This is a genomic window from Rhodobacter sp. P2_H5 (assembly GCF_056403335.1).
The window spans coordinates 241,060-267,140 of record NZ_JBFUFS010000004.1; the positions used below are offsets into that span (position 1 = coordinate 241,060).

Annotated in this window: 27 protein-coding genes; 4 read left to right on the forward strand and 23 right to left on the reverse strand. The window is 68.3% G+C overall.

Features of this window, described 5'->3' with window-relative positions:
* Positions 1-298 precede the first annotated feature (298 nt).
* From AC1DVR_RS07150 to AC1DVR_RS07205, 12 genes are all read right to left on the reverse strand, one after another.
* Positions 299-922 carry a prepilin peptidase gene (locus AC1DVR_RS07150; protein WP_477999848.1) on the reverse strand — a complete coding sequence of 208 codons (624 nt, stop codon included), beginning with the start codon at positions 920-922 and terminating at the stop codon, positions 299-301.
* 11 nt (positions 923-933) lie between these two features.
* Positions 934-1,512 (reverse strand): hypothetical protein, encoded by a 579-nt coding sequence (locus tag AC1DVR_RS07155; RefSeq protein ID WP_477999849.1) that lies wholly within the window; start codon positions 1,510-1,512, stop codon positions 934-936.
* On the reverse strand, positions 1,509-2,027 hold the full coding sequence (locus tag AC1DVR_RS07160) for a GspMb/PilO family protein (RefSeq protein ID WP_477999850.1): 519 nt from the start codon (positions 2,025-2,027) through the stop codon (positions 1,509-1,511). The genes AC1DVR_RS07155 and AC1DVR_RS07160 overlap by 4 nt, the downstream gene beginning before the upstream one ends.
* Positions 2,024-2,881 (reverse strand): PilN domain-containing protein, encoded by an 858-nt coding sequence (locus AC1DVR_RS07165; protein WP_477999851.1) that lies wholly within the window; start codon positions 2,879-2,881, stop codon positions 2,024-2,026. Before AC1DVR_RS07165 ends, AC1DVR_RS07160 begins: the two co-directional genes overlap by 4 nt.
* The gene (locus AC1DVR_RS07170) at positions 2,882-3,637 is read right to left on the reverse strand and encodes a hypothetical protein (protein WP_477999852.1); all 756 of its coding nucleotides are present in this window, start codon (positions 3,635-3,637) and stop codon (positions 2,882-2,884) included. It lies immediately after the preceding gene.
* The gene (locus AC1DVR_RS07175; protein ID WP_477999853.1) at positions 3,634-4,260 is read right to left on the reverse strand and encodes a prepilin-type N-terminal cleavage/methylation domain-containing protein; all 627 of its coding nucleotides are present in this window, start codon (positions 4,258-4,260) and stop codon (positions 3,634-3,636) included. Before AC1DVR_RS07175 ends, AC1DVR_RS07170 begins: the two co-directional genes overlap by 4 nt.
* Complete coding sequence (locus tag AC1DVR_RS07180; RefSeq protein ID WP_477999854.1) at positions 4,257-4,724, reverse strand: type IV pilus modification PilV family protein; 468 nt, start codon at positions 4,722-4,724, stop codon at positions 4,257-4,259. Before AC1DVR_RS07180 ends, AC1DVR_RS07175 begins: the two co-directional genes overlap by 4 nt.
* Positions 4,630-5,043 carry a pilus assembly FimT family protein gene (locus AC1DVR_RS07185; RefSeq protein WP_477999855.1) on the reverse strand — a complete coding sequence of 138 codons (414 nt, stop codon included), beginning with the start codon at positions 5,041-5,043 and terminating at the stop codon, positions 4,630-4,632. The genes AC1DVR_RS07180 and AC1DVR_RS07185 overlap by 95 nt, the downstream gene beginning before the upstream one ends.
* Positions 5,024-5,437: a type II secretion system major pseudopilin GspG gene (gspG, locus tag AC1DVR_RS07190; protein WP_477999856.1), complete on the reverse strand. Its 414-nt coding sequence runs from the start codon at positions 5,435-5,437 to the stop codon at positions 5,024-5,026. The genes AC1DVR_RS07185 and gspG overlap by 20 nt, the downstream gene beginning before the upstream one ends.
* A 9-nt stretch (positions 5,438-5,446) precedes the next feature.
* Entirely contained in the window at positions 5,447-6,508 is a 1,062-nt protein-coding gene (locus tag AC1DVR_RS07195) for a type II secretion system F family protein (protein ID WP_477999857.1), read from the reverse strand.
* Positions 6,501-8,078 (reverse strand): GspE/PulE family protein, encoded by a 1,578-nt coding sequence (locus AC1DVR_RS07200; protein WP_477999858.1) that lies wholly within the window; start codon positions 8,076-8,078, stop codon positions 6,501-6,503. The genes AC1DVR_RS07195 and AC1DVR_RS07200 overlap by 8 nt, the downstream gene beginning before the upstream one ends.
* Before the next feature lie 251 nt (positions 8,079-8,329).
* Positions 8,330-10,315, reverse strand: a complete 1,986-nt coding sequence (locus AC1DVR_RS07205; RefSeq protein WP_477999859.1) for a secretin N-terminal domain-containing protein — start codon at positions 10,313-10,315, stop codon at positions 8,330-8,332.
* 276 nt (positions 10,316-10,591) lie between these two features.
* Here AC1DVR_RS07205 and AC1DVR_RS07210 point away from each other — a divergent pair, with 276 nt between their 5' ends.
* Entirely contained in the window at positions 10,592-11,758 is a 1,167-nt protein-coding gene (locus tag AC1DVR_RS07210; protein WP_477999860.1) for an alpha-hydroxy acid oxidase, read from the forward strand.
* Positions 11,759-11,850: 92 nt separating this feature from the next.
* Here AC1DVR_RS07210 and AC1DVR_RS07215 read toward each other — a convergent pair whose 3' ends face one another.
* The 6 genes from AC1DVR_RS07215 to AC1DVR_RS07240 all read right to left on the reverse strand — a co-directional run bounded on the left by AC1DVR_RS07215 (position 11,851) and on the right by AC1DVR_RS07240 (position 18,892).
* On the reverse strand, positions 11,851-12,846 hold the full coding sequence (locus tag AC1DVR_RS07215) for an MDR family oxidoreductase (protein WP_477999861.1): 996 nt from the start codon (positions 12,844-12,846) through the stop codon (positions 11,851-11,853).
* Positions 12,847-12,931: 85 nt separating this feature from the next.
* A complete protein-coding gene (locus AC1DVR_RS07220) occupies positions 12,932-14,530 on the reverse strand; it encodes a long-chain-fatty-acid--CoA ligase (RefSeq protein ID WP_477999862.1) in 1,599 nt (532 codons plus the stop codon).
* 42 nt (positions 14,531-14,572) lie between these two features.
* A complete protein-coding gene (locus tag AC1DVR_RS07225) occupies positions 14,573-16,591 on the reverse strand; it encodes a M3 family metallopeptidase (protein ID WP_477999863.1) in 2,019 nt (672 codons plus the stop codon).
* Between the two features lie 55 nt (positions 16,592-16,646).
* A complete protein-coding gene (locus AC1DVR_RS07230) occupies positions 16,647-17,438 on the reverse strand; it encodes an amino acid ABC transporter permease (RefSeq protein ID WP_477999864.1) in 792 nt (263 codons plus the stop codon).
* Positions 17,439-18,224 carry a transporter substrate-binding domain-containing protein gene (locus AC1DVR_RS07235; RefSeq protein ID WP_477999865.1) on the reverse strand — a complete coding sequence of 262 codons (786 nt, stop codon included), beginning with the start codon at positions 18,222-18,224 and terminating at the stop codon, positions 17,439-17,441. It abuts the gene before it with no gap.
* Positions 18,225-18,292: 68 nt separating this feature from the next.
* Positions 18,293-18,892, reverse strand: coding sequence for a hypothetical protein (locus AC1DVR_RS07240; protein WP_477999866.1), 600 nt, complete (start codon positions 18,890-18,892; stop codon positions 18,293-18,295).
* Between the two features lie 147 nt (positions 18,893-19,039).
* Between AC1DVR_RS07240 and AC1DVR_RS07245 the strand changes: the two genes are divergently transcribed.
* Positions 19,040-19,834: a DODA-type extradiol aromatic ring-opening family dioxygenase gene (locus AC1DVR_RS07245; protein WP_477999867.1), complete on the forward strand. Its 795-nt coding sequence runs from the start codon at positions 19,040-19,042 to the stop codon at positions 19,832-19,834.
* A gap of 24 nt (positions 19,835-19,858) precedes the next feature.
* On the opposite strand, the gene AC1DVR_RS07250 is transcribed toward AC1DVR_RS07245, so the two are convergent.
* The 5 genes from AC1DVR_RS07250 to AC1DVR_RS07270 all read right to left on the reverse strand — a co-directional run bounded on the left by AC1DVR_RS07250 (position 19,859) and on the right by AC1DVR_RS07270 (position 24,382).
* Entirely contained in the window at positions 19,859-20,554 is a 696-nt protein-coding gene (locus AC1DVR_RS07250) for a hypothetical protein (protein ID WP_477999868.1), read from the reverse strand.
* A 132-nt stretch (positions 20,555-20,686) separates the two neighbouring features.
* Positions 20,687-21,745, reverse strand: coding sequence for a HesA/MoeB/ThiF family protein (locus tag AC1DVR_RS07255; protein ID WP_477999869.1), 1,059 nt, complete (start codon positions 21,743-21,745; stop codon positions 20,687-20,689).
* On the reverse strand, positions 21,742-22,215 hold the full coding sequence (dut, locus tag AC1DVR_RS07260) for a dUTP diphosphatase (RefSeq protein WP_477999870.1): 474 nt from the start codon (positions 22,213-22,215) through the stop codon (positions 21,742-21,744). Before dut ends, AC1DVR_RS07255 begins: the two co-directional genes overlap by 4 nt.
* Positions 22,208-23,416: a bifunctional phosphopantothenoylcysteine decarboxylase/phosphopantothenate--cysteine ligase CoaBC gene (gene coaBC, locus AC1DVR_RS07265; RefSeq protein WP_477999871.1), complete on the reverse strand. Its 1,209-nt coding sequence runs from the start codon at positions 23,414-23,416 to the stop codon at positions 22,208-22,210. Before coaBC ends, dut begins: the two co-directional genes overlap by 8 nt.
* Positions 23,417-23,485: 69 nt before the next feature.
* Positions 23,486-24,382 (reverse strand): RNA polymerase factor sigma-32, encoded by an 897-nt coding sequence (locus AC1DVR_RS07270; protein WP_477999872.1) that lies wholly within the window; start codon positions 24,380-24,382, stop codon positions 23,486-23,488.
* 82 nt (positions 24,383-24,464) lie between these two features.
* Between AC1DVR_RS07270 and cobU the strand changes: the two genes are divergently transcribed.
* Complete coding sequence (gene cobU / locus AC1DVR_RS07275; RefSeq protein ID WP_477999873.1) at positions 24,465-25,031, forward strand: bifunctional adenosylcobinamide kinase/adenosylcobinamide-phosphate guanylyltransferase; 567 nt, start codon at positions 24,465-24,467, stop codon at positions 25,029-25,031.
* Between the two features lie 73 nt (positions 25,032-25,104).
* Positions 25,105-25,971 carry a glutathione S-transferase gene (locus AC1DVR_RS07280; protein WP_477999874.1) on the forward strand — a complete coding sequence of 289 codons (867 nt, stop codon included), beginning with the start codon at positions 25,105-25,107 and terminating at the stop codon, positions 25,969-25,971.
* Positions 25,972-26,081: the final 110 nt, after the last annotated feature.

A 26,081-nucleotide genomic window follows, 5' to 3' on the forward strand; every position in this document is an offset into this window, starting at 1 on the left:
CGCCAAGCGGCCGCTGGAGCGGGCTTTGGCCATGACCCTGTCGCTGGATCCTTGATAGCATGGGGTTTTGCGCCGCGTCGCGGCCCTTGATCGGAAAAAGTCTAAGCTGGGTGTCTAGTTAGCCAGACCGGCCCGGCGTTAGTCCAAAAGTTTAGAGGCCGGAATCGGCGGTTTATCCCGCGCTTGCGGCGGAATACCGCGCCTTCTCCGCCGGTCGCCGCGGCCAATTTCCGCGCAAAGGCAGCCCGCGCCGGATTATCCGGGCGGAGGGCGAAGATTGCCGGATCAATGCCGGATCTTAAAATGCCGATAAAATCACGAAAAGCCCGAGCCAGGGCGCCAGATGCGCGCCAAAGGCCAGACGGCGGTCTTGATTCGCACCCTGCAGGCGGGCGCGGACCACGGCCTCGATCAGGGCCGAGGTCGAAGCCGCCAGCACATAGGGCGCCAATTGTTCGGCAGGCAGCCAGACCGCCGCCGCGAGGATCAGCTTGACATCGCCGCCCCCCAGACCCGCCTTGCCGCGCAGCCGCAGGAAGCCTTGCTGCAACAGCGTGAGCCCCGCCCAGACCGCCGCAAAGACAGCGGCCAGCACCAGAAGCCGTGGCCAGAGCCCCGCCATATCCGGCGCCAGCGCGCCCCTATGCAGCAGCCCCAGCGGGATCAGCGGCAGCGAGAGCCGGTCGGGAATGCGAAAATGGCGCAGATCAATCACCACGATCGCCACCACCAGCGCGCCCAGTGCCGCCACCGGCAAGGCCGCAAGCCAGCCCTGCCCCAGCGCCGCAGCAAAGGCCGCGCCCGCGCCAAGCGCCATCGCAACCCGGTCGCGCGGCCCAAGCCAGGCCGCGATCTGGGCCGAAGATATGCGCGCCGGAACCCGCCGCGCCGAAGCCTTGGCCGGAGCCTCCAGCGGGCCCATCGCCGGCCCCGTCATGGCGCGGGCATCGCGCCGCCGCCCGGACCGGCGGCATTCGGGCCCGCAGCACTTGCGTCGGCAGCATCCGGGGCGATCTGGCGCAGTTCCAGGGTCACTTCGCCCTCTGGTCCCATGAAAAGCGCGGAATGGGCATGGACTTCCTCCAGATGCAGGCCAAGCGCCGCCTGACCGGGGCGCAGAAAGATCACCGGCCCGCCCGCATCATCGCCCAGATAGGCCCCGCCTGGAAAGGGGCTGGTGACCGTGCCCATCAAGACCGGCTGCGCCGGGCCCTTGGGCGCTTCGGCGGGGGCGGGGTCGGGCACCTCGACCGGCGCCTCCACCGCAGGCGCATCCACCACGGGCCGCGCGCGGCTCGGGGTGAAAAGCGGATGGTCGAAAAGTGGCGCGAAATCAGCCGCTTGCCGTTCCGACATCGGGTTGAGGGTGATCAAGGCCTGCTTCGGCACGGGCGGAGCCATCCGGGGGGCCGGCGGCGCCTCGGGCCAATATTGCAGCGTCACCAGGGCGGCGAGGGTCAGGGCCACCACGCTCAGGATCAGGGGGCGCAGCTTGAGGACCCTCCGGATCATGGGGAGATCTTTCCGGCATAGGCCGACAGGTCCATTTCCACCGCCAGCGTTGTGCTCCCATCGCCCGAGCCGGTCACCCGCAGGGCATCGACAAAGATCAGCGGCGTCGCCGCCTCCAGCGCGATCAGCGCCTGCAGGACCGCGGCCTCCTCGCCGCTCAGCCGCAGGGTGACGCGGAGCCGGGTCAGATTGCCCGCCGGTTCGGTGCCGCGCGCCTCGATCTGCTGGACGCCGACGCCGGGGACCAGACCCAGGATCCGCGCCTGCAGGGCCGAGGCGGCCAGCCCCGCCGTCGCCCCCGGCACCAGAAGCGCCGCGGCTTGCACGACGGGCTCCTCCGGCCTGCGGGCCAGCGCCTGATCGAGCCGGGCCTGCGCCGCATCGGCCAGCGCGCCCTGGCGGACAGCATGGGCCAGGGCGGCCAGCCCCAGCAGCAGCGCCAGAACCGGCGGCGCCAGAACGATCAGCACGGCACGGATCAGGACGGGGCGGATCAGGGGGCGGTTCTGGTTCATGGCGCCACCAGCCTGCCACGGATGGTGAAGCTGTAGCGCCCCGTCTCGGCATCGCGTGCCGCAGGTCCGGCGAAATCGACGCCGGCAAAGCCCGGATCGGCGGCGAGGGCCGGGATGATCGCCTCGGGCCTCGCGGTCTGGCCCGAGATCTCGAAACCCTCCGCCGTCACCTGCAGCGTCGCAAGATAGCTGTCCTGCGGCAGCGCAGCTGCCAGACGGGCCAGCGCCAGCCCGACGCTGGCGGTCTTGCGCGGCAGGAGGGCAAGCGCCGCCTGCGCGGGTCCGSCCCCTGCGGCCAGCCGGGCGGCGCTGCGGGTCAGGGCGGCCTCGGCCAGCGCCTGCCGCTCCGCCGCCTGCCCGGCGAGCATGAGGCCGAGGCCGCCCAGCGCCAGCCCCAGCACCGTCACCAGACCGGCGGCCAGCAGCACCCGGTCGCGCCAGCGCCGCAGCTGCATGGCATCGCGGCGAAAAACGAAGGGCCCGGCCACCACCTCGGCCAGCCGCGCCCCCCGCGCCTCCAGCACCGCCTCGGCCTCCACCACCGGGCGCAAGGGGATCAGGCCCAGCCGCAAACCCTCCGGCGCGGGGTGCAACTGCCAGAGGCAAGCCCCGGCCTCCCAGGGCGAGAAAGCCTCGATCCGTGCCGCGGTCCAGGCTTGGGTCACGCCGCCGGGCGGCGGGTCAAGGGTCTGGGACAGCACGATATCCTCGGGCAGAACGAGCCGGACCGCCTGCCCCGGCCCCGCCAGCGCCAGATCCCGAGGCGCCAGCGCCGTCACCCCGCGCAGGCGGGGCGGCATGGCGCGCTGAAGGGCCAGCGCCACGATCTCGGCGGCCTGCAGGGGCGCGGACATTCAGCCGCCCTCCAGCGTCTGGGGCCAGAACAGCGCCAGGATGTGCAGCCGGTGATCGCGCCCCGCCAGGGCCGAGACCCGGGTCCAGAGCCGCCCTTCCGGGTCGCTGGCATCAAGGCCGGGCGCCTCGACATGCAGCCAGATCTCGTAAAACCCTTTCGCAGCCCCGCCGCCCGCGCCGGAGAAATCGACCTCTGCCGCACTCGCAGGGGCGACGACGGCGCGCAGGGCCAGCGGGGCATGCGATGCGTCCAGCGTCTCGGCCCGGCCCGAAAGGGTCAGGTAGGGCGCGACCCTTGCCCAAAGCCCGGCATCGCGGTTGAACAGGGCCGCGACCTCGCCCAAGCTGCGAAAGGCCATCCGGTTGCCCGCCTTGCGCGCGGCGACCATGGCCCGCGTCAGCCGCGCCGCCTGTTCGGGCGAGGCGCCCAGGGCCGCAAGCCCCGACGCCAGCACTGGCGCGCGGGTGGCATTGGGGTTCAACAGTCCCGAGGCCGCCCGGATCCGCAGCGCCACCCGCCCCCCCGGCACCGGCAGGGACAGCGGGCTGCCATCCTCGGCCAGATCGGCGGCAGGCAGCCGCGCGCCCAGAAGGGCTAAGGCCGAGTCCAGCATCCCCTCGCGCTGCAGAACGGCCCTTTCGGCGGCGAGGCTGGCGAGATCGCTGTCCGCGACGCGGATCACCAGCCCGGCAAGGGCGGCGAGCAGCGCCAACGCCACCAGAACCACCACAAGGACGGCGCCCTCCTCTCTCATGGGAAGACCCCCGCATCGAGGCTGCAGCCGGACCCCGGCCCGGTGGCGCAATCGGCCGCGATCAGGGCGGGAAAGCTGGCCGCAAGCTCCACCGTCTGTGGGGCGTTCAGCGCCACAAGGCCAAAGGCGCGCGGCAGATCCGGGCCCTGCCAGTCGCGGCGCCATTGGCGCTTGGCATCCAGATAGCGGAACTGCCATGCGCCGGGGGCGTGCCAGATCCCCTGCCCCGCCGCAAAGGGGCCGGGCGCGCCCGAGGCGAGAACCGGGGCTTCGGCCCGGATCAGATCGCTGCCATCGCCCCCCGGCACCAGGGTCAGGCGCACAACCACCGGCCCCAGGCCGCCGCGCGACAGGGCGGCAAAGCGCAGGTCCTGCGGTTGGCCGGCAAAGACCGGCTTGCCCTGCGCATCGCGCCAGGCGAGCGCATGGCGCGCCTCGCCTGCCAGAAGGGCGCCGGCGCGGGCAAAGCCATCGACCTCTGCCGCGCTGGCGACTGCACGCGCCGCCATCCCCGCCGCGATGCGCAGGGTCGAGAGCACCACCGCCACCACCGCCACGCCCAGCGCCAGGGCCACCAGCGCCTCGATCAGGGTGAAGCCCTCTTCGTCGGGTCTGGCCCTCATTCCGCCGCCTCGGCTTCCAGCCTTGTCACGGCGATCTGCGGACCGCCGGCCCAGGTGACCGCAACCTGATGCAGGACCAGGCCCTGATCGGGCGGGCTGATCGTGGCGGCCCAGCCCAAGGCCCCCGCCTGCCCGCGCCCGACCTCGCCCGAGGCCAGAAGCCGGCGCGCGAGGTCGCGGGCGGCGGTCTCCGTGACCATCCGGTCATTGACCCGCGCGCTTTGGGTGAAGAGAGCAAGGGCCGCGACCACGGTGAGGCTGGCGATCGTCATGGCGGCCAGCACTTCGACCAGCGAAAAGCCCGCCTCCGGCGGGGGGACCAGCGAGAAACCCGCCTCCGGCGAGGGGACCAGCGAGAAACCCTTCGGTTCAGGGTTGCGGGGTGCCGGTGAGGGGGGCCAGGAGCAGGTGATCCTCGCCCCCCGGCGCCAGAACCCGCAAGAGCCCGCCGGAACTGCTGCCATCGGGGTCGAAGGTGATGACCCCTCCCCCGGCCGAAGTGACCGAGGCCTGATGGTCCGGCGCCAGCTGCAGCACCCGCGCCCCGGCCATGAAGCTGTGGCCATCCGCCCCGGCCTGCAGGCTGAGGCGGCGGTCGTGCAGCATGGCCTCGGCTCGGACGGTGCGGACAAAGCTTTGCAGGGCGGCGTGGTCGATCCGCTTTTGTCCCGGCAGGCCCCGGCCCACCACCACCCCCGCAGCCAAAGCGGTGATCGCCACGACCAGCAGCATCTCGGCCAGGGTGAAGCCCGCCTCGCGCGGGTCATGGAGAGATGTCGGCATTGTCACCCGCACCGCCCTCCTTGCCATCGGCGCCGAGGCTGCGCAGCCGGTAGCTGCTGGCATCGGCGCTGGCGCTGTAATCGTAGGGTGTTCCCCAGGGGTCGCTGGCCAGGGCCTTGTCGAGGTAGGGCCCGGCCCAGCCGGTGGCGCCGGGGGGCGCCTTGGCCAGGGCGCCCAGCCCCTCGGCGGTTTGCGGATAGCGGCCAAGGTCGAGGTGATAAAGCTCCAGCGCGGTCTGATAGGCCGCGATCTGCACATGCGCCGTCTTGACCCGCGAGGCGCCCATGTAGCCCACCACCCTCGGCCCGACCAGGGCCGCGAGCAGGGCCAGGATCACCAGGACGACCAGAAGCTCGACCAGGGTGAAACCGTGTTCCGTGGAGTCATCCGTCATGGTTTTTCCTCAAACAAACAGGTCGTTGACCGACATCAGCGCACCGATGACGGTATAGATCATCCCGCCCACCCCGACCGAGATCAGAAGGATGATCGCGGGCTCCAGCAGCACCAGGGCGCGGTCCAGCGCCAGCCGTGTCTTCTCCTCGAAGACCTCGGCAGCCTGGGTCAGGCTGCGGGCCATGTTGCCGGTTTCCTGGCCGACGCGGATCAGGCTGGCCAGCAACGGCGGCAGGGCGCCTGTCTCGCGCAGGGGTTGGGTTACGTCCTGCCCGGCCCGGAGCGCGTTTTCCATCGCCTCGAGCAGGGCGGCCAGCCCCCCCGCGCCAAGGCTGCGCCGCGTCAGGCGCAGCGCCTCGGCCAGGGGCAGGCCGGCTTCGGTCAGCATGGCCAGGGCAGCGGTCATCTCGGCCAGCCTCGCGGTGCGGATCAAGGGACCCATGACCGGCAGGCGGGCGGCAAAGGCGGTCAGGGCGCGCTGCACCGGCGGTTGGCGCAGCGCCAGCCCCAGGGCGCCCAGCGCGAGGGCGGCCCCGGCGCCGGCCGTTGCGGCATGCGCGGTCAGCCAATCTGACAGGCCGATCAGCCGCCGGATCGCGCCATCCGCCCCATCGGCGCGGGGTTCGGCGGGCAGGACGGCGCGCATCTGCGGCACCACGGCCAAGGCGATTAGCGCCATGGCACCCATCGCCACCAGCATCAGGAACCCCGGATAGACCAGCGCAGAGCCGAGCCTGCGCTGCAGCGCCTGCGCCCTTGCCCGCCCGGCATGCAGGCGCTGCAGGACAAGGGGCAGCGTCCCCGTGCCCTCGGCCAGCGCCACAAGGCGCAGATAGGCCTCGGGGAAGACGCCCTCCTGCCGGGCGAGCGCATCGGCGAGCCCCAGACCGGCGCGCAATTCGCCCCGCACCGCCAGCAGGACGGGCTGCATCCGGCCCTGCCCCGCCTCGGCGGCCAGAAGGTCGATGGCGCGGCCCAAAGGCACGCCCGCGCCGACCATCCAGGACAATTCCTGGGTGAAGAGGGTGATGTCGTCGGCGGTGGGGCTGCGGGCGAAAAGGTCAGCCATCCTGCACCACCCGCAGTACCTCGGCCAGACTGGTGGCGCCCTCCAGCACCCGGCGCAGGCCGTCGGCCATCAGGGGCACCATCCCTTCGGCCAGAGCCGCGCGGTGCAGGGCCGTGGTGCCGTCGCCCGCCAGAACCCGGGCGCGCAAGGCCTCGGTCAGGGGCATCACTTCGAAGATCGCGCGGCGGCCGTAGTAGCCGCTGCGCCCGCACTGATCGCAGCCCTGCGCCAGAAAATGCGCGGCGGGTGTTCGGGGGTCATGTCCGCACAGCCGCTGGATCTCGGGCGGGAGGGGCAGAGGCCCATGCGCCGCCACCCGGCAATGCCGGCAGAGGAGGCGCACCAGCCTCTGGCCCAGCGAAAGGCGCAGGGTGGCGGCCAGAAGGTAAGGCTCCACCCCCATCTCGGCCAGCCGCACCACGGCGCCGGCGGCCGAATTGGTGTGCAGCGTCGTCAGCACCAGATGCCCGGTCAGCGCGGCCTGCACCGTCACCCCGGCGGTCTCGGCATCGCGCACCTCGCCGACCAGCAGCACATCGGGATCGGCCCGCATGAAGGCGCGCAGCCCCGCCGCAAAGCCAAGGCCGATGCCCTGGTTGACCTGCACCTGGCTGATGCCGGGGATATGGTATTCCACCGGGTCCTCGATCGAGATGATCTTGCGCGCAGGGTCGTTGAGCGCCGCCGTGCAGGCGGCCAGCGTCGTGGTCTTGCCAGAGCCGGTGGGGCCGGTGATCAGGATCAGCCCGTGGCTTTGCGCCAGCGCCGCCGTCAGCGCGGAAGCAGCCCCCGGCTCCAGCCCAAGCCCCGCGACCGAGGGCAGGCTCTGCCGCCCGGCGAGGATGCGCAGCGCCGCACCCTCGCCATCGACCATCGGCAGGGTGGCAAGGCGCAGATCCTGCGCCCGCCCGGCGATGGTGGCGCGGATCGGGCCGTCCTGCGCCAGGCGCCGCTCGGCGATGTTGAGGCCGGCCAGGATCTTCAGCCGCGCCACCACCGCGCGCCCGGTGGCGGCGGGCAGTTCCGCCACCCCGCGCAACATGCCATCGACGCGCTGGCGCACCACCATCCCCGCCGGCCCGGGCTCGAAATGCAGATCAGTGGCCCGCGCCTCGACCGCCTGGGCCAGAAGACGGTCGAGCAGGGCGATCACCGGGGCGTCGAGGGCGGAATCCGGGCTGTCCTCCTCGGCCTCGGCACGGCCGGCGGGCTGGGCGGGGCCGGGCTGCAGAGCCTCCAGCCGCGACAGGAGGGCGGGATGCGAGGCGACGCGCAGCGCCACCGGCCCCAGGGCCGCGCGCAAGGCGGGCAGGCCCGGCTCTTCCGGGTCGGCGATGGCCACGGTCCAGACCCCGTCCGTCCCCTGCCCCAGCGGCAGCATCAGGCTGCGGCGCAGGAAGGCGCGCGACAGGCCTTCGGGCAAGGTCGGAACCTCGGGCCAATCGGCCTCTGCCATCAGGGGCAGGCCATGCGCCGCGGCCCGTGCACGGGCCAGCGCCAGAGGATCTTCCGGCGCATGGCCCCGCGCCCCGCCCGCCACGCTTCCCGCCGAAGCGGCCCCGCTCGTCAAGGCTCCTTCCGGTGTGATCCCTTCGGGGGTGGCCCCTCCTGGTGCAGCCCCTCCCGGCAGGCGCCCGCCAGTCAGGGCGCCATCCAGGTCGATCCCTCCCCGTGCAGCACCTCCCGGCGCCGCCCGCGTCACGTCGCCTTCCGGTGTCACCGCTCCCGGTGTAGCACCTCTCGGCATGCTGCCTTCGGGAACGCGCCCTTCCGCCGTGGCCCAGCCCCCTGCGGCCCCGCGCCGATCCCCCGCCCCCTCAGTCATGGCGCAGCCATCTGCGGCATCCGGGCGCGCAGGTCGGCGGCGGCGGCGGCGGCATCGCGCGGGTTGCGCACCACGCGCGGCGTGATGAAGACGATGAGCTCGGTCCGCCCGGTCTGGTCGCTGGCATGGTTGGTCAGAAAGCCGAAAAGCTTGTTGCGCCCCTTGGAATCCTGGGTCGAGATCAGCCCGCCCAGCGCCACGGTCTGGCCATCATAAACCGCCACCCGCGTCGCGATCGACCTTTGCCGCAGCGTCGGCGTCAGGGTCGCGGCCCCGGTTCCGGTATTGACCACGGCCGACAATTCCTGCCCGACCTGCAGGTTCACCAGGTTGGTCTGGCTGACCCGTGGCGTCACCTTCAGGATCACCCCGGCATCGCGGTATTCGACCGAGTTCACCACCGGCGCATTGCCCGCCGTGGTCGAGACCACCTGCTGGGTGACGATCGGCACCTGCTCGACCACCTTGATCTCGGCCTCCTCGTTCTCGAAGGCCGAGACGGAGGGGGCGGAGACCACCTTGACCTTGGTCACCTGGGCCAGATCGTCGATGATGAGCTTGGGGTTGACCCCGGTGCCCAGCACCAGGTTGAAGCCGGGGGCCGAGGGGGCGATGGTGACCCGGTTGCCGTTGCTGGCGATCAGGCGGCCGGCATGGCTTTGCAGATAGGCCTGCACCCCCATGCTGGTGGCATCGTTGAGGGTGACCTCGATCAGAAGCACGTCGATCAGCACCTGCACCGGGGCCTTGTCGATGGCCGACAGGAGTTGCAGCGCCTGCTGGCGGACCGGGGTGGCGCCGCGGATGATGATCGTGTTGTTGCCGTCATCCGGGGTGAAGCGGGTGTCGCCGCCGAGGGGGGCTGCCACCGCCGTCACCTGCGCCGCCGCGGGCGTCGGCACCGCGATGCCATCGGCCGGCGCCGCGGCCGCCGGGGTGGCGGCGGGCGGTGGTGCGGCAGCACCGCCCTCGCCCAGGGTCGCCTGCAGGATGCCCGTCAGGTCCGAGGCCTTGGCATATTGCACCTGATAGACCGTGATATCGCCCCCCGCGGCCCCTCCGGTCCGGTCCAGCTGGCGGATCCACTGCATCGCCATCTGCAGATCGCCACGGTCATGCGCCTGCACAAGGATCGCGTTCGAGCGTTGCAGCACCTGCGTCGCCCAGGCCGCGGCGCGCGGGTCGTTGCTGGCCACGGTGGCAAGGTCGGCGGCCACCTGGCTCGCCGGGGCGTTCTGCAGAAAGGCGATGCCGGCATTGGGCTTGGCGAGCAGGTCCACATCCAGCGACTGCACGATGCCGAGGATATTGGCCCGATCCGCCGCCGAGCCGCGCAACAGGATCATGTCGTCATTCTCCGAGGCGCGGATGGCACCCTCCGGGGCGGCAAAACCGTCCAGCAGCGCCAGCATCCGCTTGGCACCCAGATGGCGCAGCGGCACGGCGGTGAAGCCGTAGCCCTCGGCGCCAAGGCCGGCGGTCTGGCCCGCCCCCTCCAGCGCCTTGATGCGGAAGCCGCGCCCCTCGCTGACCAGGATCAGGCCATTGGCCTGCAGCGCGCCTTCGAAGATCATCAGAAGATCGCTCCGCGGCACCGGCCCACCGGTCGCCATGGTCACCGTGCCGGTGACCGAAGGGTCGAGCGTATAGGGCACGCCGAGGATATCCCCCAAAAGCGACTTCGCCGCGACATCGACCGAAACGCCCTGCAGATTGACGGTATAGCCCTGCCCCGCCGCCTGAACGCCCGCCGGCACCTGGCGGGCATCGCCGGTGTCGTTGAAATAGACCACCTGCGTCGGCCGGTTGCCCGCCTGCACCACCGGGCTGACCGGCCGCCCGCTATGCGCCGAAAGGTCGAGCTGCGCGAGGGCCTCGCGGTCCCCGGTCAAACCGGCGCCCGCACCGCCCGGGCCCGCAACGCAGGCCGCCAGCAGATATGAAACCGCCAGCAGCGCCCCGGCTGCACGCGGCAAGGTCATTGGTATTCCTGACAAGGCCGGCCCCTCTGGCACCTCTGTTCCGGTGCTCCCTCCCGGGCGATCAGCCGGGGGCGGCGCGTTCAAGTCAATTCGCCAGTTTGCCAATTCCGCCGCATTATACTTGGCGTCCGAGGCCAATAAACCGCCAGTATAAGCCCCTACGCAAACTGCCCATCACGAAAAAGCGGCGGCCGGGCTGGAAAGCGCGGCTTCATCCGGCTAGACAAGGAGACATCGCCCGCGTCCCTGCCCCTGACATACCTTTCGTGAGGCCCCATGCCCGTGATCACCTGCATCGAAGACCTGCGCCGCCTGCACAAGGCCCGCGTGCCGAAGATGTTCTTCGACTATTGCGAAAGCGGGTCCTACACCGAGCAGACCTTCCAGGAAAACGTGAGCGACTTCAGCAAGCTGCGCCTGCGCCAGAAGGTGGCGGTGGATATGTCCAACCGCACCATCGCCAGCACGATGCTGGGTCAGAAGGTGACGATGCCGGTGGCTCTGGCCCCGGTCGGCTTCACCGGCATGCAATCCGCCGATGGCGAGATCAAGGCCGCCCTGGCCGCCAAGGCCTTCGGCCTGCCCTATACGCTGTCGACCATGTCGATCTGCTCGATCGAGGATGTGGCGGCGGCGACCAAGGCCCCGTTCTGGTTCCAGCTTTACGTGATGAAGGACTGGGATTTCGTCGGCTCCGCGCTGGACCGGGCGAAAAAGGCCGGCTGTTCGGCGCTGGTCCTGACGCTGGATCTGCAGATCCTCGGGCAGCGGCACAAGGATATGAAGAACGGCCTCTCGGCGCCGCCGAAACCCACACTGATGAACATCCTCGACATCGCCACCAAATGGCGCTGGGCGGCGGGCATGGCGCAGACCAGGCGGCATTCCTTCGGCAATATCGTCGGCCACGCCAAGGGGGTGAAGGATCTGTCCTCGCTCGGCTCCTGGACGGCCGAGCAGTTCGACCCGCAGCTCGACTGGGGCAAGATCGCCCGCATCCGCGACATGTGGGGCGGCAAGATCATCCTGAAAGGGATCCTGGACGAGGAAGACGCCCGCCGCGCCGCCGATTTCGGGGCGGATGCGATGATCGTCTCGAACCATGGCGGGCGGCAGCTGGATGGGGCGCTGTCGTCAATCCGCCGCCTGCCCGCGATCGCCCGCGCCGTGGGAGACCAGGCCGAGATCTGGATGGATGGCGGCATCCGCTCAGGCCAGGACGTGTTGAAGGCGCTCGCCCTCGGGGCCAAGGCCACGATGATCGGGCGCAGCTATATCTATGGCCTCGGCGCCATGGGCCAGGCCGGGGTGACCAAGGCGCTGGAGGTGATCGCCAAGGAGGTCGATGTCACCATGGCGCTGTGCGGCGAGCGCGACATCAAGAACTTCGGCGCACATAACCTCTTGATCCCGAAGGATTTCGAAGGCGACTGGAAAGACTGAGGCCGCAATTCTTCTGCGAAGAATTCGGCCCCCGATTTTTCGCCGAAAAATCGTCCCCTTCTGATTTTTCGCAGAAAAATCGGGGCCTTGGTTCAGGCCCGCACGTCCACCACGACCCGCCCCTTGACGTCGCCCTTTAGGATCGCCGGCCCCAGCGCTGGCAGGTCGGACAGGCTGGCCATCTCCACCATCGCCTCCAGCTTCTCCATCGGCATGTCGGTGACGATCCGCGCCCAGGCCCGCTTGCGGCCCTCAAAGGGTTTCATCACCGAATCGATGCCCAGCAGATTGACCCCGCGCAACAGGAACGGGATGACCGAGGCCGGAAGCCCCGCCCCGCCGGCAAGCCCGACTGCGGCGACCGAGGCGCCATATTTCATCTGTCCCAAAACCCGCGCCAGCATCGGCCCGCCCACGGCGTCGATGCAACCGGCCCAGGTCTCGGCCTCCAGCGGGCGCTTGACGGTTTCGGCCAGATCGGCGCGGGGAATGATCCGCGTGGCGCCAAGGTCACGCAAATAGGCCTCCGTCTCGGGCCGCCCGGTCACACCGGCCACCTGATAGCCCAGATGCGCCAGGATCGCGACCGCCGTCGATCCGACGCCCCCCGCAGCCCCGGTCACCAGAACCTCGCCCTTGTCTGGCGTCAGCCCGTGCTCCTCCAGCGCCATCACGGCCAGCATCGAGGTCAGGCCCGCGGTCCCCACCGCCATGACCTGCCGCGCGGTCAGACCGTCAGGGATCGGCACCAGCCAATCGGCCTTGACCCGCGCCTTGGTGGCGAAGCCGCCCCACCAGATCTCGCCCACGCGCCAGCCGCCGAGCAGAACCCGGTCACCGGGCTTGTAGCGGGCATCGTCGCTGGCCTCGACCGTCCCCGCCAGATCCACCCCCGGCACATGCGGCCAGACCTTGACCAGCCCGCCACCGTTTGGCGCCATGCAAAGCCCGTCCTTGTAGTTGAGCGTCGAATATTCCACCGCAACCGTGACAGTGCCGCCCTCTGGCAAGGCGCTGTCGTCCAACTCGCGCAGATGCGCCTCCGCCAGACCCTCGGCGTTCTTTTCCATCACCAATGCGCGAAACATGCCCGTCCCCCTGCTGTGCCTAGCCCCACCATGCCATCGCCCCCCGCAGATGCAAGCCTCGGCGCCGCGGCAAACCTGCGACCTTTCAGCCGCCCCGCGCCAGACCGGCGCGGATCGCCTTCTTGTCGATCTTCCCGACCGAGGTCTTGGGGATCGCCTCGACCAGCATCACCCGTTCCGGTGCCGCCCATTTCGACAGGCGACCCGCGGCAATGGCCTGCTCCACCGCGCCCCGCACCGCCCGCGCCAGATCGCCGGCATCCGGCCTGGCCACCACCAGCAGCACCGCCCGCTCGCCCCATTGCGGATCGGGCATGCCGACCGCCGCCACTTCCGCCACCCCCGCCACGGCGGAGGCGATGCTTTCCAGCTCCAGCGAGGAGATCCACTCGCCGCCCGACTTGATCACATCCTTCAGCCGGTCGGTGATCCGCAAAGTGCCATCGGGGCTGAGGTTGCCCACATCCCCCGTATGCATCCAGCCACCGCGCCACAGGTCGTCACTCCGCCCCGCATCGCGCAGATAGCCCGCGGTCAGCCAGGGCGCCCGCGCCACGACCTCCCCGGTCGCCACCCCGTCCGCGGCCACATCGCGCATCTCGGGGTCGACCACCCGGATCTGCACCAGGGGTGCTGCCTTGCCCGTCGCCATCCGGATCGCGGTGGTATCCCCCGCGCCTTGCGTCGCCATCATGTCGGCGATCGTCAGGATCGGCCCGGTCTCCGACATGCCATAGCCGGTGTGCACATCAATCCCGCGCGCCAGCGCCTGCCGCGCCAGCCCCTCGGGCAGGGCCGAGCCGCCGACGATCAGTTTCCATCCGGCCAGCGGCACCGCCTCGGCCCCCGGCGCGTTCAAGACCATGGCCAGCACGGTCGGCACGCAATGTGACAGCGTCACGCCATGCCGCGCGATCAGGTGCAGCAATTTGCCCGGCTCATAGCGCCCCGGATAGACCTGCCGCATCCCGAGCAGGGTGGCGATCAGCGGAAAGCCCCAGCCATGCACATGAAACAAGGGCGTCAGCGGCATATAGACATCGTCGCGCTTGATCCCGCCGCGCCCCGGCACCGGGGCCAGACAGGCAATGACGCCGAGCGTATGCAGAACCAGCTGCCGGTGGCTGTAGGTCACCCCCTTGGGGTCGCCCGTCGTCCCCGTCGTATAAAACAGCGTGGCCCGCGTCGTCTCGGCCAGGTCCGGAAACGCATGCCCCGGATCGCCCGCGGCCAGCAGGGCCTCGTATTCCCCGGCGAAGCCCTCGGGCAGCGCCGTTCCCTTGTCGGCCAGAAGGATCAGCCGCACCTTTCGGGTAAAGCGCGGGATCAGGGGCAGCAGCAACGGCAGAAAATCCTCATGCACAAGGATCGCATCATCGTCGGCATGGTTGATCGTATAAAGCACCTGCTCGGGCGAAAGCCGCACATTGACCGTATGCAGGGTCGCCCCCAGCATCGGGATCGCGAAGAAGCATTCCAGATAGCGGTGGCTGTCGTAATCCATCACCGCCGCCACCGACCCCTGCCCGAGGCCGAGGGCGCTCAGGGCCGAGCCGAGCCGCCCGACCCTCTGACCCAGCTCGGCATAGGTCAGCTCGACCTGATCCTGATAGGTGATCCTCTGGCCCGGCGCCGCCGAAAGCCCCGTGGCCAGGATCTGCCCGATGACAAGCTGATAGTCCATCGCCCCCTCCCAAGGTTCCACCCAATCCCCCAAGCGGGGCGCTCAGGCCTCCTCCAGCAACCCCCGACCCTTCAGCAAGGGCTCCACCCCCGGCATCTTGCCGCGGAAGCGGGTGTAAAGCACCTCCGCCTCGTCCGACCCGCCAGCGGAAAGGATGAACTTCTCGAGCTTTGCCGCCGTCTCGGGGTCGAAGGGATCGCCGGTCTCTTCAAAGGCCGCAAAGGCGTCGGCATCCATCACTTCCGACCACATGTAGGAATAATAGCCCGAGGAATAGCCGTCGCCCGAGAAGACATGCGCGAAATGCGGCGTCGCGTGCCGCATCCTTATGGCGCGCGGCATGCCCAGACTTTCCAGCACCTCGGCCTGTTTCTGCATCGGATCGGCCGGCGCCGCCCCCTCATGGAAGGCCAGATCCACCATGGCCGAGGAGATGAACTCCACCGTCGAGAAGCCCTGATCATAGGTCCCGGCATCCAGCAAGCGTCTCAGCATGTCGGCCGGCATCGGCTCCCCGGTCTGGTAATGCCGCGCGTGTTTCTCCAGCACTTCGGGCACTTCCAACCAGTGTTCGTAAAGCTGGCTCGGCAGCTCCACGAAGTCCCGCGCCACCGAAGTGCCCGAGATGAAGCCATAGGTTACATTCGACAGCATCTGGTGCAGGGCATGGCCGAATTCGTGGAACAGGGTCCGCGCATCGTCATAGGACAGAAGGCAGGGATCGCCCTTGGCAAAGTTGCACACGTTCATCACCACCGGGCGCTGATCCCCGCCAAGCTTCCTTTGCCCGCGAATGTCCGAACACCAGGCGCCCGAACGCTTCGAGCCGCGCGCGAAATAATCGCCAATGAAAACCGCGATATGCGCGCCCTGGCGGCTGACCTCCCAGGCCCGGCAATCGGGATGGTAGAGCGGCACGTCCAAAGGCTTGAACTCCAAGCCAAACAGCCGCGAGGCACAATCAAACATCGCCCCCAGCATCGCCTCCAGGCTGAGGTAGGGCTTGAGGATCGCCTCATCCAGATCATGCTCCGCCTTGCGCCGCTTCTCCGAGTAATAGCGCCAATCCCAGGCCTCCAGGGGCCCCGCGATGCCATCGGCATGCAGCATCGCCTCCAGCACCTCGGCATCGGCCAGCGCCTTGCGCTTGGCCGGCTCCCAGACCCGCAGCAGCAGGTCGCGCACCCGGGCTGGCGTCTTGGCCATCTCCGGCTCCAGCTTGTAATCGGCAAAGCTCGCATAGCCCAACAGGTTCGCCCGCTCCTGCCGCAGCTTCAGCGTTTCCGCCGCCACCCCCCGGTTGTCCGTCGCCCCGCCATTCGCCCCGCGCAGCCCCCAGGCCTCATAAGCCTTCTGCCGCAGGTCGCGCCGGGGCGAGAATTGCAGGAAGGGCACGATGATGGACCGCGACAGCGTGACCACCGGCCCGCCCGCACCCTTCTCCTCGCCCGCAGCCTTCGCCGCCGCCAGAACAAACTCCGGCAACCCCACCAGATCGGCCTCGGCGAGCGGCATGAACCACTCCCGCTCATCCGCCAGCACATTCTGGGAAAACTTGGTGCCCAACACCGCCAGCCGCGACTTGACCTCGGTCAGCCGCGCCGCCGCCTCGCCCTCCAGCTGCGCGCCCGAGCGGACGAACATCCGCCGGTACAGTTCCAGCACCCTGAACTGCTCATGGCTCAGGCCCAGACCCTCGCGCTCCTGCCACAGCGTTTCAATGCGCGCAAACAACACCCGGTTGTTCGAGACTTCCGAGGCATAGGCCGACAGCTTCGGCGCCATCTCGCTTTGCAGGGCTTCCCGCGCATCCGTGCTGTCCGCGCCCACAAGGTTGTAAAACACCCCGCAGACCCGGCTCAGGCTTTCCTCGCTCAATTCCAAAGCCTCGATCACATTGGCGAATGTCGGCGCCTCCGCATTGTCCGCAATCGCCGCCACATGCGCCCGCGCCTCGGTCAAGGCCGCCTCAAACGCCGGCGCGAAATCCTCATCCCTGATCGCCGCGAAAGGCGGCAGTCCAAACGGCGTCTCCCAAGTGGTCAACAGCGGATTGCTCATCTGATCGCCTTTCATTGGTCCATAAATATCCCGGGGGTGCGGGGGCTGGCCCCCGCTACTTCTCTTTCATCTTCAACCGCCGCTCCAGCCGCCGCAAGCCCAGGCTAAGCCCGATCGTCATCACAAGGTAGAGCAGCGCCACCATGTTATAAGTCTCGAAATAGCGAAAGTTCCCCGCCGCCTGCACCTTGCCCAGCTGGGTGATGTCCGCCACCCCAAGGATGGAAACCAGCGAGGAATCCTTCACCATCGCCACGAAATCATTGCCCAAAGGCGGCAAGATCATCCGGAACGCCTGCGGAAAGACCACATGGCGAAAGCGCTGCCAGCCCGAAAGCCCCAGCGACATCGCGGCCTCGACCTGGCCCTTGTCCACTGCCTGCAATCCGGCCCGGAAGATCTCGGCCAGAAAGGCCGAATAGGCCAGCGTCAGGGCCATCACCGCCCGGGCGATGAAGGGAAAATCGCGCGAGCTGACCGGGGCCGCGCCGAGCGATCCCCCGACCCAGTTCCAGGCATAAACCAGCGCGGGCGACAGAACGAAGGCCACGTACAACAGCAGCACCATGATCGGCACCCCGCGCACCACCTCGATCCAGAGGCGCGAGGCCTGGCGCAACACGCGGTATTTGCTCATCCCCGCCAGCGCCAGCGCCAACCCCATCGCGCAGGCCAGCCCATAGGCGACCAGGGTCACGGTCACGGTGACCTGCACCCCCTTGACCAGCGTCGCCATGACCTGAGAATAAATCTCGCTGGCCCAGACCTCGTAAAACAGCCAAAGGCCGGTGACCCCGAGGATCACCAGCCACCAGGGAAACTCCTCACCCTCTTTCGGTGTCAGCACTTACTGCATCTTGTAGTCGAGGAACCACTTCTTGGTCAGCGCATCAAAGCTGCCATCCGCCTTCATGCTGGCAATCGCCGCATTGATCGGCGCCTCGAAGGCCGAGCCCTTGGGGAAGATAAACCCGAAATCCTCGGTGCCCAAAGGCTCCCCCACCAGCTTCAGCTTGCCGCCCGAGGCCGCGACATAGCCCTCACCCGCCGTCCGGTCGGTCAGGACGGTATCGACATCACCCGCCTTGAGGGCCTCGACGCTCGCGCCAAAGGTCTCGAACAGCTTGATGCGCGGGTTCTGCTCGTTGCCGTCCAGCACCTCGTAAACCGCCGTGTAGAAAGGCGTGGTGCCCGCCTGCGCCCCGACCAGAAGCTTGTCATTGGCCTTGAACGAGGCGGCATCGGTAAAGCGGCTCTCGTCACCGCGCACCAGCATGATGCTTTCCGACCGCATGTAAGCGTCCGAGAAATCGACCTTTTCCTTCCGCTCATCCGTGATGGTGATCCCGGTCATCCCCATGTCGAACTGGCCCTCGGCCACCGCCGGGATCATCGCATCCCAGGAGATATTGGCATATTTCACCGTCAGGTTCAGCCGCTTGGCCATCTCGGCCACCGCGTCATATTCCCAGCCGATCGCCTTGCCGTCCTTGTCGAGGAATTGCAGCGGCGGATAGGCGTTCTCCGTCACGATGGTGATCTCCTTGCCCGCCAGATCCGGCAAGGCATCGGCAAAGGCAGAGGCGCCAAGGGCGGCAAAGGCCAACCCGGCCAAAGCTGCGGCAAATTTCATGATGTGAACTCCCTGTCACGAAGTGATGCGGAACTAGAGCCTTTCTGCCCGACGGGAGCAAGAGGCGCTTAGCGCCGATACGTCAGGCGAAACGCAAGCTGGCGCGGCAGCGATCCGATGAACACGCATGCCACCGCCGCAAACATGGGTGCCGCATACATGCCCGCGACAACGCGTCCCTCTGATGTCCCGGGGCCAGGTTGATAGCAGATTGACCAGTGGAACGAGATCCCCAGAAAGAGGGCGGCGAAAAGGAACCCCAGCGCAACTCCTGTCGCAAACCTGCGGATCTGAAGGGGCGTCGAGGGTACGGCATCGGGCTGCAAACGCCTCCGCATGCCCATGACCGCAATGCCACCGAACAGAATGCCTGCCAGAAAACCCGAAACACAGGCCCAGATCAGAAGATTGGCATAGGTCACGGCATAGCTCGCCGCAAAGGACGCATCGTGAAACCGCGACAGGCAGGCCTCATCCCGCAGAAGCTTCGGGAGAAGCGCGAAAGCCGTCTGCTTCTGCGCAACCGGAAAGCTCAGTGCCAAGTCAGGCGCCAATGCAAGCAGAACGCCATTGGACAGGAGCAGTCCACCCCCCACGCTCAGCAGAACTTTCACGCGCCGGTTCAGGCCTGAATCGGCAAAAAGCGGCGCTGCGCGTGGCGCTGTCATGCTTCGCCCCCCATCCCCATTCACCCTAACCGTCTGCGTGAAACGCACGCAAGCCCTCTGCACCCCCGCACAGCTCGCGCGCATCGCCGCACCTTGCGCGCTCAGCAACCCGGGCGCATCCTGCCTGTGACATGACAGGAGGCACCCATGGCACGTCTTCCCACCTATTTCATCTCGCACGGCGGCGGGCCCTGGCCCTGGATCCCCAACATGCGCCAGATGCTGCATTCCCTGGAGGTCTCGCTGGCCCGGATGCCGGCGGAGATTGGCGAGGTGCCGAAAGCCATCTGCATGGTCTCCGGCCATTGGGAGGCGGAGAGTTTTGCCGTGATGACCTCGCCCGCGCCGGGGATGCTTTATGATTACGGCGGCTTCCCGCCCGAGACCTACAGAATCGTCTACCCCGCCCCCGGCGCGCCGGAGATCGCCTTTCACACCGCCGATCTGATCAAGGAAGCTGGCCTTCCGGTCAACCTCGATGCCAAGCGCGGTTTCGACCATGGCACCTTTGCCCCGGCCTATGTGATGTATCCCAAAGCCGAGGTGCCGATCTATCAGGTCTCGCTCCTGCAAGGCTATGATCCGGCGGCGCATTTTGCCTTGGGTCGGGCGCTGGCGCCGCTGCGCGATGAAGGGGTGCTGATCGTGGGATCAGGCCTCAGCTACCACAACCTGCGGCTTTTCGGGCCGGGCGCCAAAGTGCCCTCTGCCGCCTTCGACGCCTGGCTGGACGACACCTTGTCTGACACGCCCGCCGCCCGCACCCAGGCCCTGCTGCATTGGGAGGACGCCCCCTATGCCCGCACCTGCCACGCGCAGGAGGATCACCTCGTCCCCCTCTTCACCGCCCTTGGCGCTGCCGAGGGCGAGGTCGCGACCCGGGTCTATCACGACACCAATGTCTTTGGCGGGGTGACGGCCTCCAGCTACCGGTTCGGTTGAGGCAAGATGGGCAGATTGCCCATCCTACGCCGCCAGCGCCGCGTCCCGTGCCGTCAGGAAATTGGCCAACGCCGGACAGGGCCGCGCGTAAAAGGCCAGGCGGCGGGCGAGGCCGGGCGGGTCCGCGGCCGGATCGCTCAGATCCTCGGGCGGGCAGCCCTCGGTGAAGCCCACGATCGCATCGGCCAGGCCATGGCCGTGGTTCAGCGTGGCGAGGCCGAGGAGCAGCGTGCCCGCCATCCAGAGATCCGGCCCCTCGATCGCCCGCGCCGCCTTGTTCGCCATGGCCAGGGCATGGGTGTCGAACCAGGCCTCAAGACCGGCCAGCACCGGCATGTCCTCGGCCGTCAGGCGCTGGCCCTGCGGCAGATGCGGCAGCTGATGCACCCCGAGGTCAAGCGAGAGGCCGCGGAACCTTTCGCCCTTTTCGCGTTTGCCGCCCATCGCTTCGGGGCGATGGGCGCAGTGGATGGCCCAGGTCAGAAAGCTCAGCACATCGCCCCGGGCGCGCGGCTGATCGGCCAGATCCCACAGCCGGGGCATCGCGGCATAGGTCACGGGGAACAGATCCTCCTGATGGTGGAGCTTTCCCCAGAAAAGGTCGCGGGCCAGATCGGCATCCCAGTCGCATGACAGGGCGGCGAGCGGCCCTGCGACATCGGCCACCCCGTAGGGGCCGTAAAGCCGGGTCCAGAGCGGATCCTTCAGGTCAATCTTCATCGGCACGTCCCGCTTTGCAGCAAAAGGTTAACGCTTGCCTTTTTCGCCGGGCGTAGAGACGCGAGGAAGACAAAAGAAAGACCGGTTCAAGACGAGTGATTCAAGTTTTCTGCAACTGTTAAGCAGGCGTTCTCAATGGTTTGTGCCGCAGACCGGGCAATCGGCGCGGCGGGTGATCTCGATCACCCGCGTCTCGGCATAAAGCGCGTCGTGGATCATCAGGCGGCCGCGCAGGGTCAGCCCCGCGCCGGTGATGTGCTTGACCGCCTCCATCGCCATCATGGCGCCGATGACCCCTGGCAAGGGGGCCGCCACCCCCGCCTCGGCACAGGTCGGCACCATGCCGGGGGCCGGGCGGTCGGCGAAGACGCATTCGTAACAGGGCGTGCCATGGGCGGGGTCGAACAGCGAAAGCTGGCCCTCCCACTGGGTGATTGCGCCGGAAATCAAGGGCTTGCGCCGAAGGGCTGCCTCGCGGTTCACCAGATAGCGGGTGTCGAAATTGTCTGACCCGTCAAGGATCAAGTCGAACTCCGCCAGGATATCGGCGTTGTCCGCGGTCAGGCGGCGCTGATAGGGCAACACGGTGACAAAGGGGTTCAGCGCCGTGACGGCCTCTGCCGCCGACTGGACCTTGGCCATGCCAACCCCTTGATCCTTATGGATGATCTGACGTTGCAGGTTGCTCGCATCGACCACATCGTCATCGACGACGCCAATCGTGCCCACCCCCGCCGCCGCGAGGTACAGCAAGGCAGGCGAGCCAAGCCCCCCCGCCCCGATCACCAGCACCTTGGCCGCCTTCAAGGCCTTCTGTCCCGGCCCGCCGATCTCGCGCAGCATGATGTGGCGGGCGTAGCGGTCCAGCTCCGCTTCGGAGAATTTCCCTTTTGGTGTAACGGGTTGCGGTGCAGACTCCGCCAGAGCAACCGGCGGTTTGGCCCGCGCCTTCACCCGCCCGAGCAGCCAGAAATAACCCGCCACACAGGCGCCGAGCAGGCTGAGCGAGGTCCAGACCCGCAGATCGCCGCCCAGAAGATGGCGCAGCCCATTCCCCGCAGGCAGGACCGCCAAAGCCAGACCCGAGAGCCCCCACAAGGCCGCGATCGCCACCAGACGCGGGCGCGGCTTGGTGTCAAACAGCCAACCCAGCACCCAAAGCGCCAGGCACAGGATCAAGACCAGCGTCATCCGCGCCCCGTGGAGCCGAAACCGCCCGCGCCGCGCTCGGTTTCATCAAGCATATCGACCACTTCGTACTGCGCCTGCAGCACGGGGGCGATCACCGCCTGGGCGATCCGGTCGCCGTGGTTGATGGTAAAGGGCTCGGTTCCGAGGTTGACCAGCGCCACACCCAAAGGCCCGCGATAGTCGCTGTCGATGGTGCCGGGCGTGTTGGGCAGGGTGATGCCGAACTTGACCGCAAGGCCGGAGCGGGGACGGATCTGCATCTCGTAACCGGCTGGAATTGCGACGCGAATCCCGGTCGGCACGATGGCGCGGCGCATCGGGTCCAGGGTGAAGCCGTTGGCACGGTCCTCGGGCCGCAGGTTGGCGCGCAGATCGGCACCGGCAGCGCCAGGCGTCTCATAGCGCGGCAGGGGAAGGCTTTGGTCGGCCCAATCCTCCCACAGCAGTTTGATCACGGGCAAGTCATTCATTCTCATCATCTTTCAGCGCCTCGGCAATCCGTAGGGCCAGCCTGCGGGCCACCTCTTCCTTGGCCATCCGGGGCCAGGCCTCCTCGCCATCGGCGCGGATCAGGGTCACGGCATTCTCGGCTCCGCCCATGATCCCGGTGGCGGGCGAGACATCGTTGGCCACGATCCAGTCGCAGCCCTTGCGCAGCCGCTTGGCGCGGGCATGTTCCAGCACATCATCGGTCTCGGCCGCAAAGCCCACCACGAGGGCGGGCCTTTGCGCGCCCTTGGACACAGTCGCCAAAATGTCAGGGTTTTCAGTGAATTGCAGCGCAGGCGCCTGCCCCGAGCCATCTTTTTTCATCTTCGACGCCGCCGCATTGGCCACCCGCCAATCGGCCACAGCCGCCGCAAACACCGCCGCATCGGCGGGCAAGGAAGCCTCAACCGCCGCCAGCATTTCCGCCGCCGTTTCGACCCGCCGCACCGCGACGCCTTCAGGCGGGGGAACCGAGGCCGGTCCGGTCACAAAAGTCACCGTCGCCCCCAGATCGCGCAGGGCCGCAGCCAGCGCCGTACCCTGCGCACCCGAACTGCGATTGGCAATATAGCGCACCGGATCAATGGGTTCGTGGGTTGGCCCCGAGGTCACCACCACATGCCGCCCCGTCAGAGGCCCGGCGCCGAAAGAGGCCTTGATGGCGGCAAAGATCGCCTCCGGCTCGGCCATCCGGCCCGGCCCGAACTCGCCACAGGCCATCATCCCCTCGTCAGGGCCGACAAAACCGATGCCATCGGCGCGCAGGGTGGCGATGTTGCGCTGGGTGGCGGCGTGCTGCCACATCCGCACATTCATCGCAGGGGCCAGCAGAACCGGGGTGTCGGTGGCCAGAAGCAGGGTCGAGGCAAGGTCATCGGCCTGACCCGTCGCCATCCGCGCCATCAGATCGGCGGTGGCGGGGGCCACCACGATCAGATCGGCGCTGCGCGACAGTTCGATATGGCCCATCTCGGCCTCGGCGGTCAGATCGAAGAGGGAGGAGTGCACCTTGGCCTCGGCCAGTGCGCCGACCGACAGCGGGGTGACAAATTCCGCCCCGGCCTTGGTCAGGACCGGGGTCACCGCCGCCCCTGCCCCGCGTAACAGCCTGATCAGCAACAAGGATTTATAGGCCGCTATGCCGCCGCCGATGATCAGAAGAATGCGCCGCTCTGACAGCATGATGCCCCCTTGGATGCGCCCAAGGTAGGCGGCGCTGCGGGCGAACTCAAGCGCTACCCGTGCAACGGGCTAGAGCAGGAAGGCCGAGGGTCCGGCGCCCTGCGCCTCCAGACAGCGGCGCAGCTTGGCGAAAGCGGCGCTTTCCAGCTGGCGGATCCGCTCTTTCGACAGGTTCAGCTCGGCTCCAAGCGATTCCAGGGTGCGCGGCGCTTCGACCATCTGGCGTTCGCGCACGATCAGTCGCTCACGCGGGGAGAGGCTTTGCAGGGCCGCGGCGAGGTGGTGGCGCAGCACCACCCGGTCATGCGCCTGGGCGAACAATTCGGCCGCCTGGGCGCTGTCATCCTCCAGACTATCGATCCAGGCGCGGCCATCCTCGTCCGACGCCTGCGTCGCATTGAGCGAGGCGTCGCTGCCCGACAGTCGCCCCTCCATCGTCGCCACATCCTGCAAGGAGACCCCAAGTTCGACCGCCACGGCGGCGCGCAGGGCCTCGCCCTCAAGAGAGGAGCCCTGCCCGGCAGCCTCGCGCGACAGGCGCGCTTCGACCCGGCGCAGGTTGAAAAACAACGACTTCTGCGCCGTGGTCGAGCCGGTCCGCACCATCGACCAGTTGCGCATCACATAATCCTGCAGCTGGGCCTTGATCCAGAACATCGCATAGGTCGAGAAGCGCACGCCGCGGTCGGGATCGAACTTCTCGGCGGCTTTCATCAGGCCCATCGCCGCCTCCTGCGTCAGGTCCGGCATCGAGGCACCATAGCGGCGAAACTTGGCGGCCATCGACATCGCGAGCCGCATGTAACAGGTGATCAGGCGGTCCAGCGCCGCCTTGTCGGCCTTGTCGCGCCAGGCGCGGGCGAGCATCGTCTCCTCCTCGGCACTCAGCAAAGCGGCGGAGCGGGCGCGGGCCGAAAGCCTGCGATCGGCGGCCAGACTGGGGTCGGAAACGTGGTCGAGAGCCATGGCATCCTCCGGGGGCGCTGCGGTTGCGCAGGGGAAACGGGGCATTTGATTGCGCTGTCTGAGTCTGATACGCAGCCGGACCATGATTGGATCCCAAAAATCTTGGATTTTGCCGAAATTAAGCCTCGTCGTCGGCGGGGCGCGCTCGGGCAAGTCGCGGTTGGCCGAGCTTTTGGTGACCGGAAGCGGCCGGAAACGGCACTATATCGCCACCGCAGAGGCCTGGGATGACGAAATGCGCGCCCGGATCGGCGCGCATCAGGTGGATCGCGGGCAGGACTGGACGACGCATGAGGCGCCGCGCGATGTGGCGGCGGTTCTGGCGCGGCTGCCGGCTTCGGATGTGGTGCTTCTGGACTGCGCGACGCTGTGGCTGACCAATGTGCTTCTGGCCGAAGCGGATGTGGGCGCGGAAAGTGCGGCTTTGCTGGCGGCGCTGCAGGGTTGTGCGGCACCGGTCGTCGTGGTGTCCAACGAGGTCGGCTGGGGGATCGTGCCGGAGAACGCCCTCGCCCGCGCCTTTCGCGACCATCAGGGCCGGCTGAACCAGCAGATCGCCCAGGTCGCCGGACTGGTCCTGGGGGTGATGGCGGGCTTGCCCATGGTCCTGAAGGGGCAGTTGCCTGCGGGGTTTCATCACGATCTGTGATGGATCGCGCCACAAATCAACGCTTTCCACGGTATGCCGCCCGCCTTAGCCTCTGCGGCAAAAGGGGATGATGATGACTTATGATCTTGTGATCGGCGACCGCGGCTATTCCAGCTGGTCGCTGCGTGGCTGGCTGTTGTTCGATGCCTTCGGCATTCCGGTGAAGACCCACAGCGCCCGGCTTTACACCGATGAGCTGGCCACGATGCTGAAGGACTACTTCCCCGGCAGGACCGCCCCCACCATGCGCACGCCGGATGGGGTGGTGGTGCCCGAGACCATCGCGATTGCCGAGGAACTCGCCAGCCGGGAACCCGAGGCCGGGATCTGGCCCAAGGACCCCAGGGCCCGCGCCGTGGCCCGGGTGCTGGCGGCCGAGATGCATGCCGGCTTCTCTGCCCTGCGCACTCATTGCCCGATGAACCTGCGGGTGTCCTATCAGGACTGCGCCCCACCCGCCGAGGTTCTGGCCGATCTGGCCCGGCTGGAGGTGATCTGGGCCTGGGCACGCGAGGCCACGGGCGGCCTCTGGCTCGCCGGGGAATATTCTGCGGCAGACGCCTTTTACGCGCCGGTGGCGGCACGGATCGCCGGGTACAACCTGCCGGTATCGGCCGCCGCGATGGACTATGTGCAGGCGCATCTGGCGCATGGCTCCTTCCGGCGCTGGCGGGCGATGGGGCTGGTGGATGGCGCGGATCAGGCGTTTTATGTGCGCGACTGGCCGACGCGGGCCTGGCCCGGCCCGAAGCCCCTGGCGGCGCGGGCCGTGGAAGGGACCAGTGCGGTGAACGCCGCCTGCCCCTATTCCGGCAAGCCGGTGACCCATGTGCTGGAGTTGGACGGCCAGCGCTACGGCTTCTGCAATGCGTTTTGCCGCGACAAGACCGTGGCCGACCCCGAGGCCTGGCCTGCCTTCAGGGCGCTGTTGCGCGAATAGTGGTGGCGCAGGCCCCCGCTGGCAGAAGCGGGGGTTTCACACCCCCGCACCCCCGTGGGATATTTTCGTCTGGATGAAGGGGGGCCGGGGGGGAATTTTGGGCGGGTTTA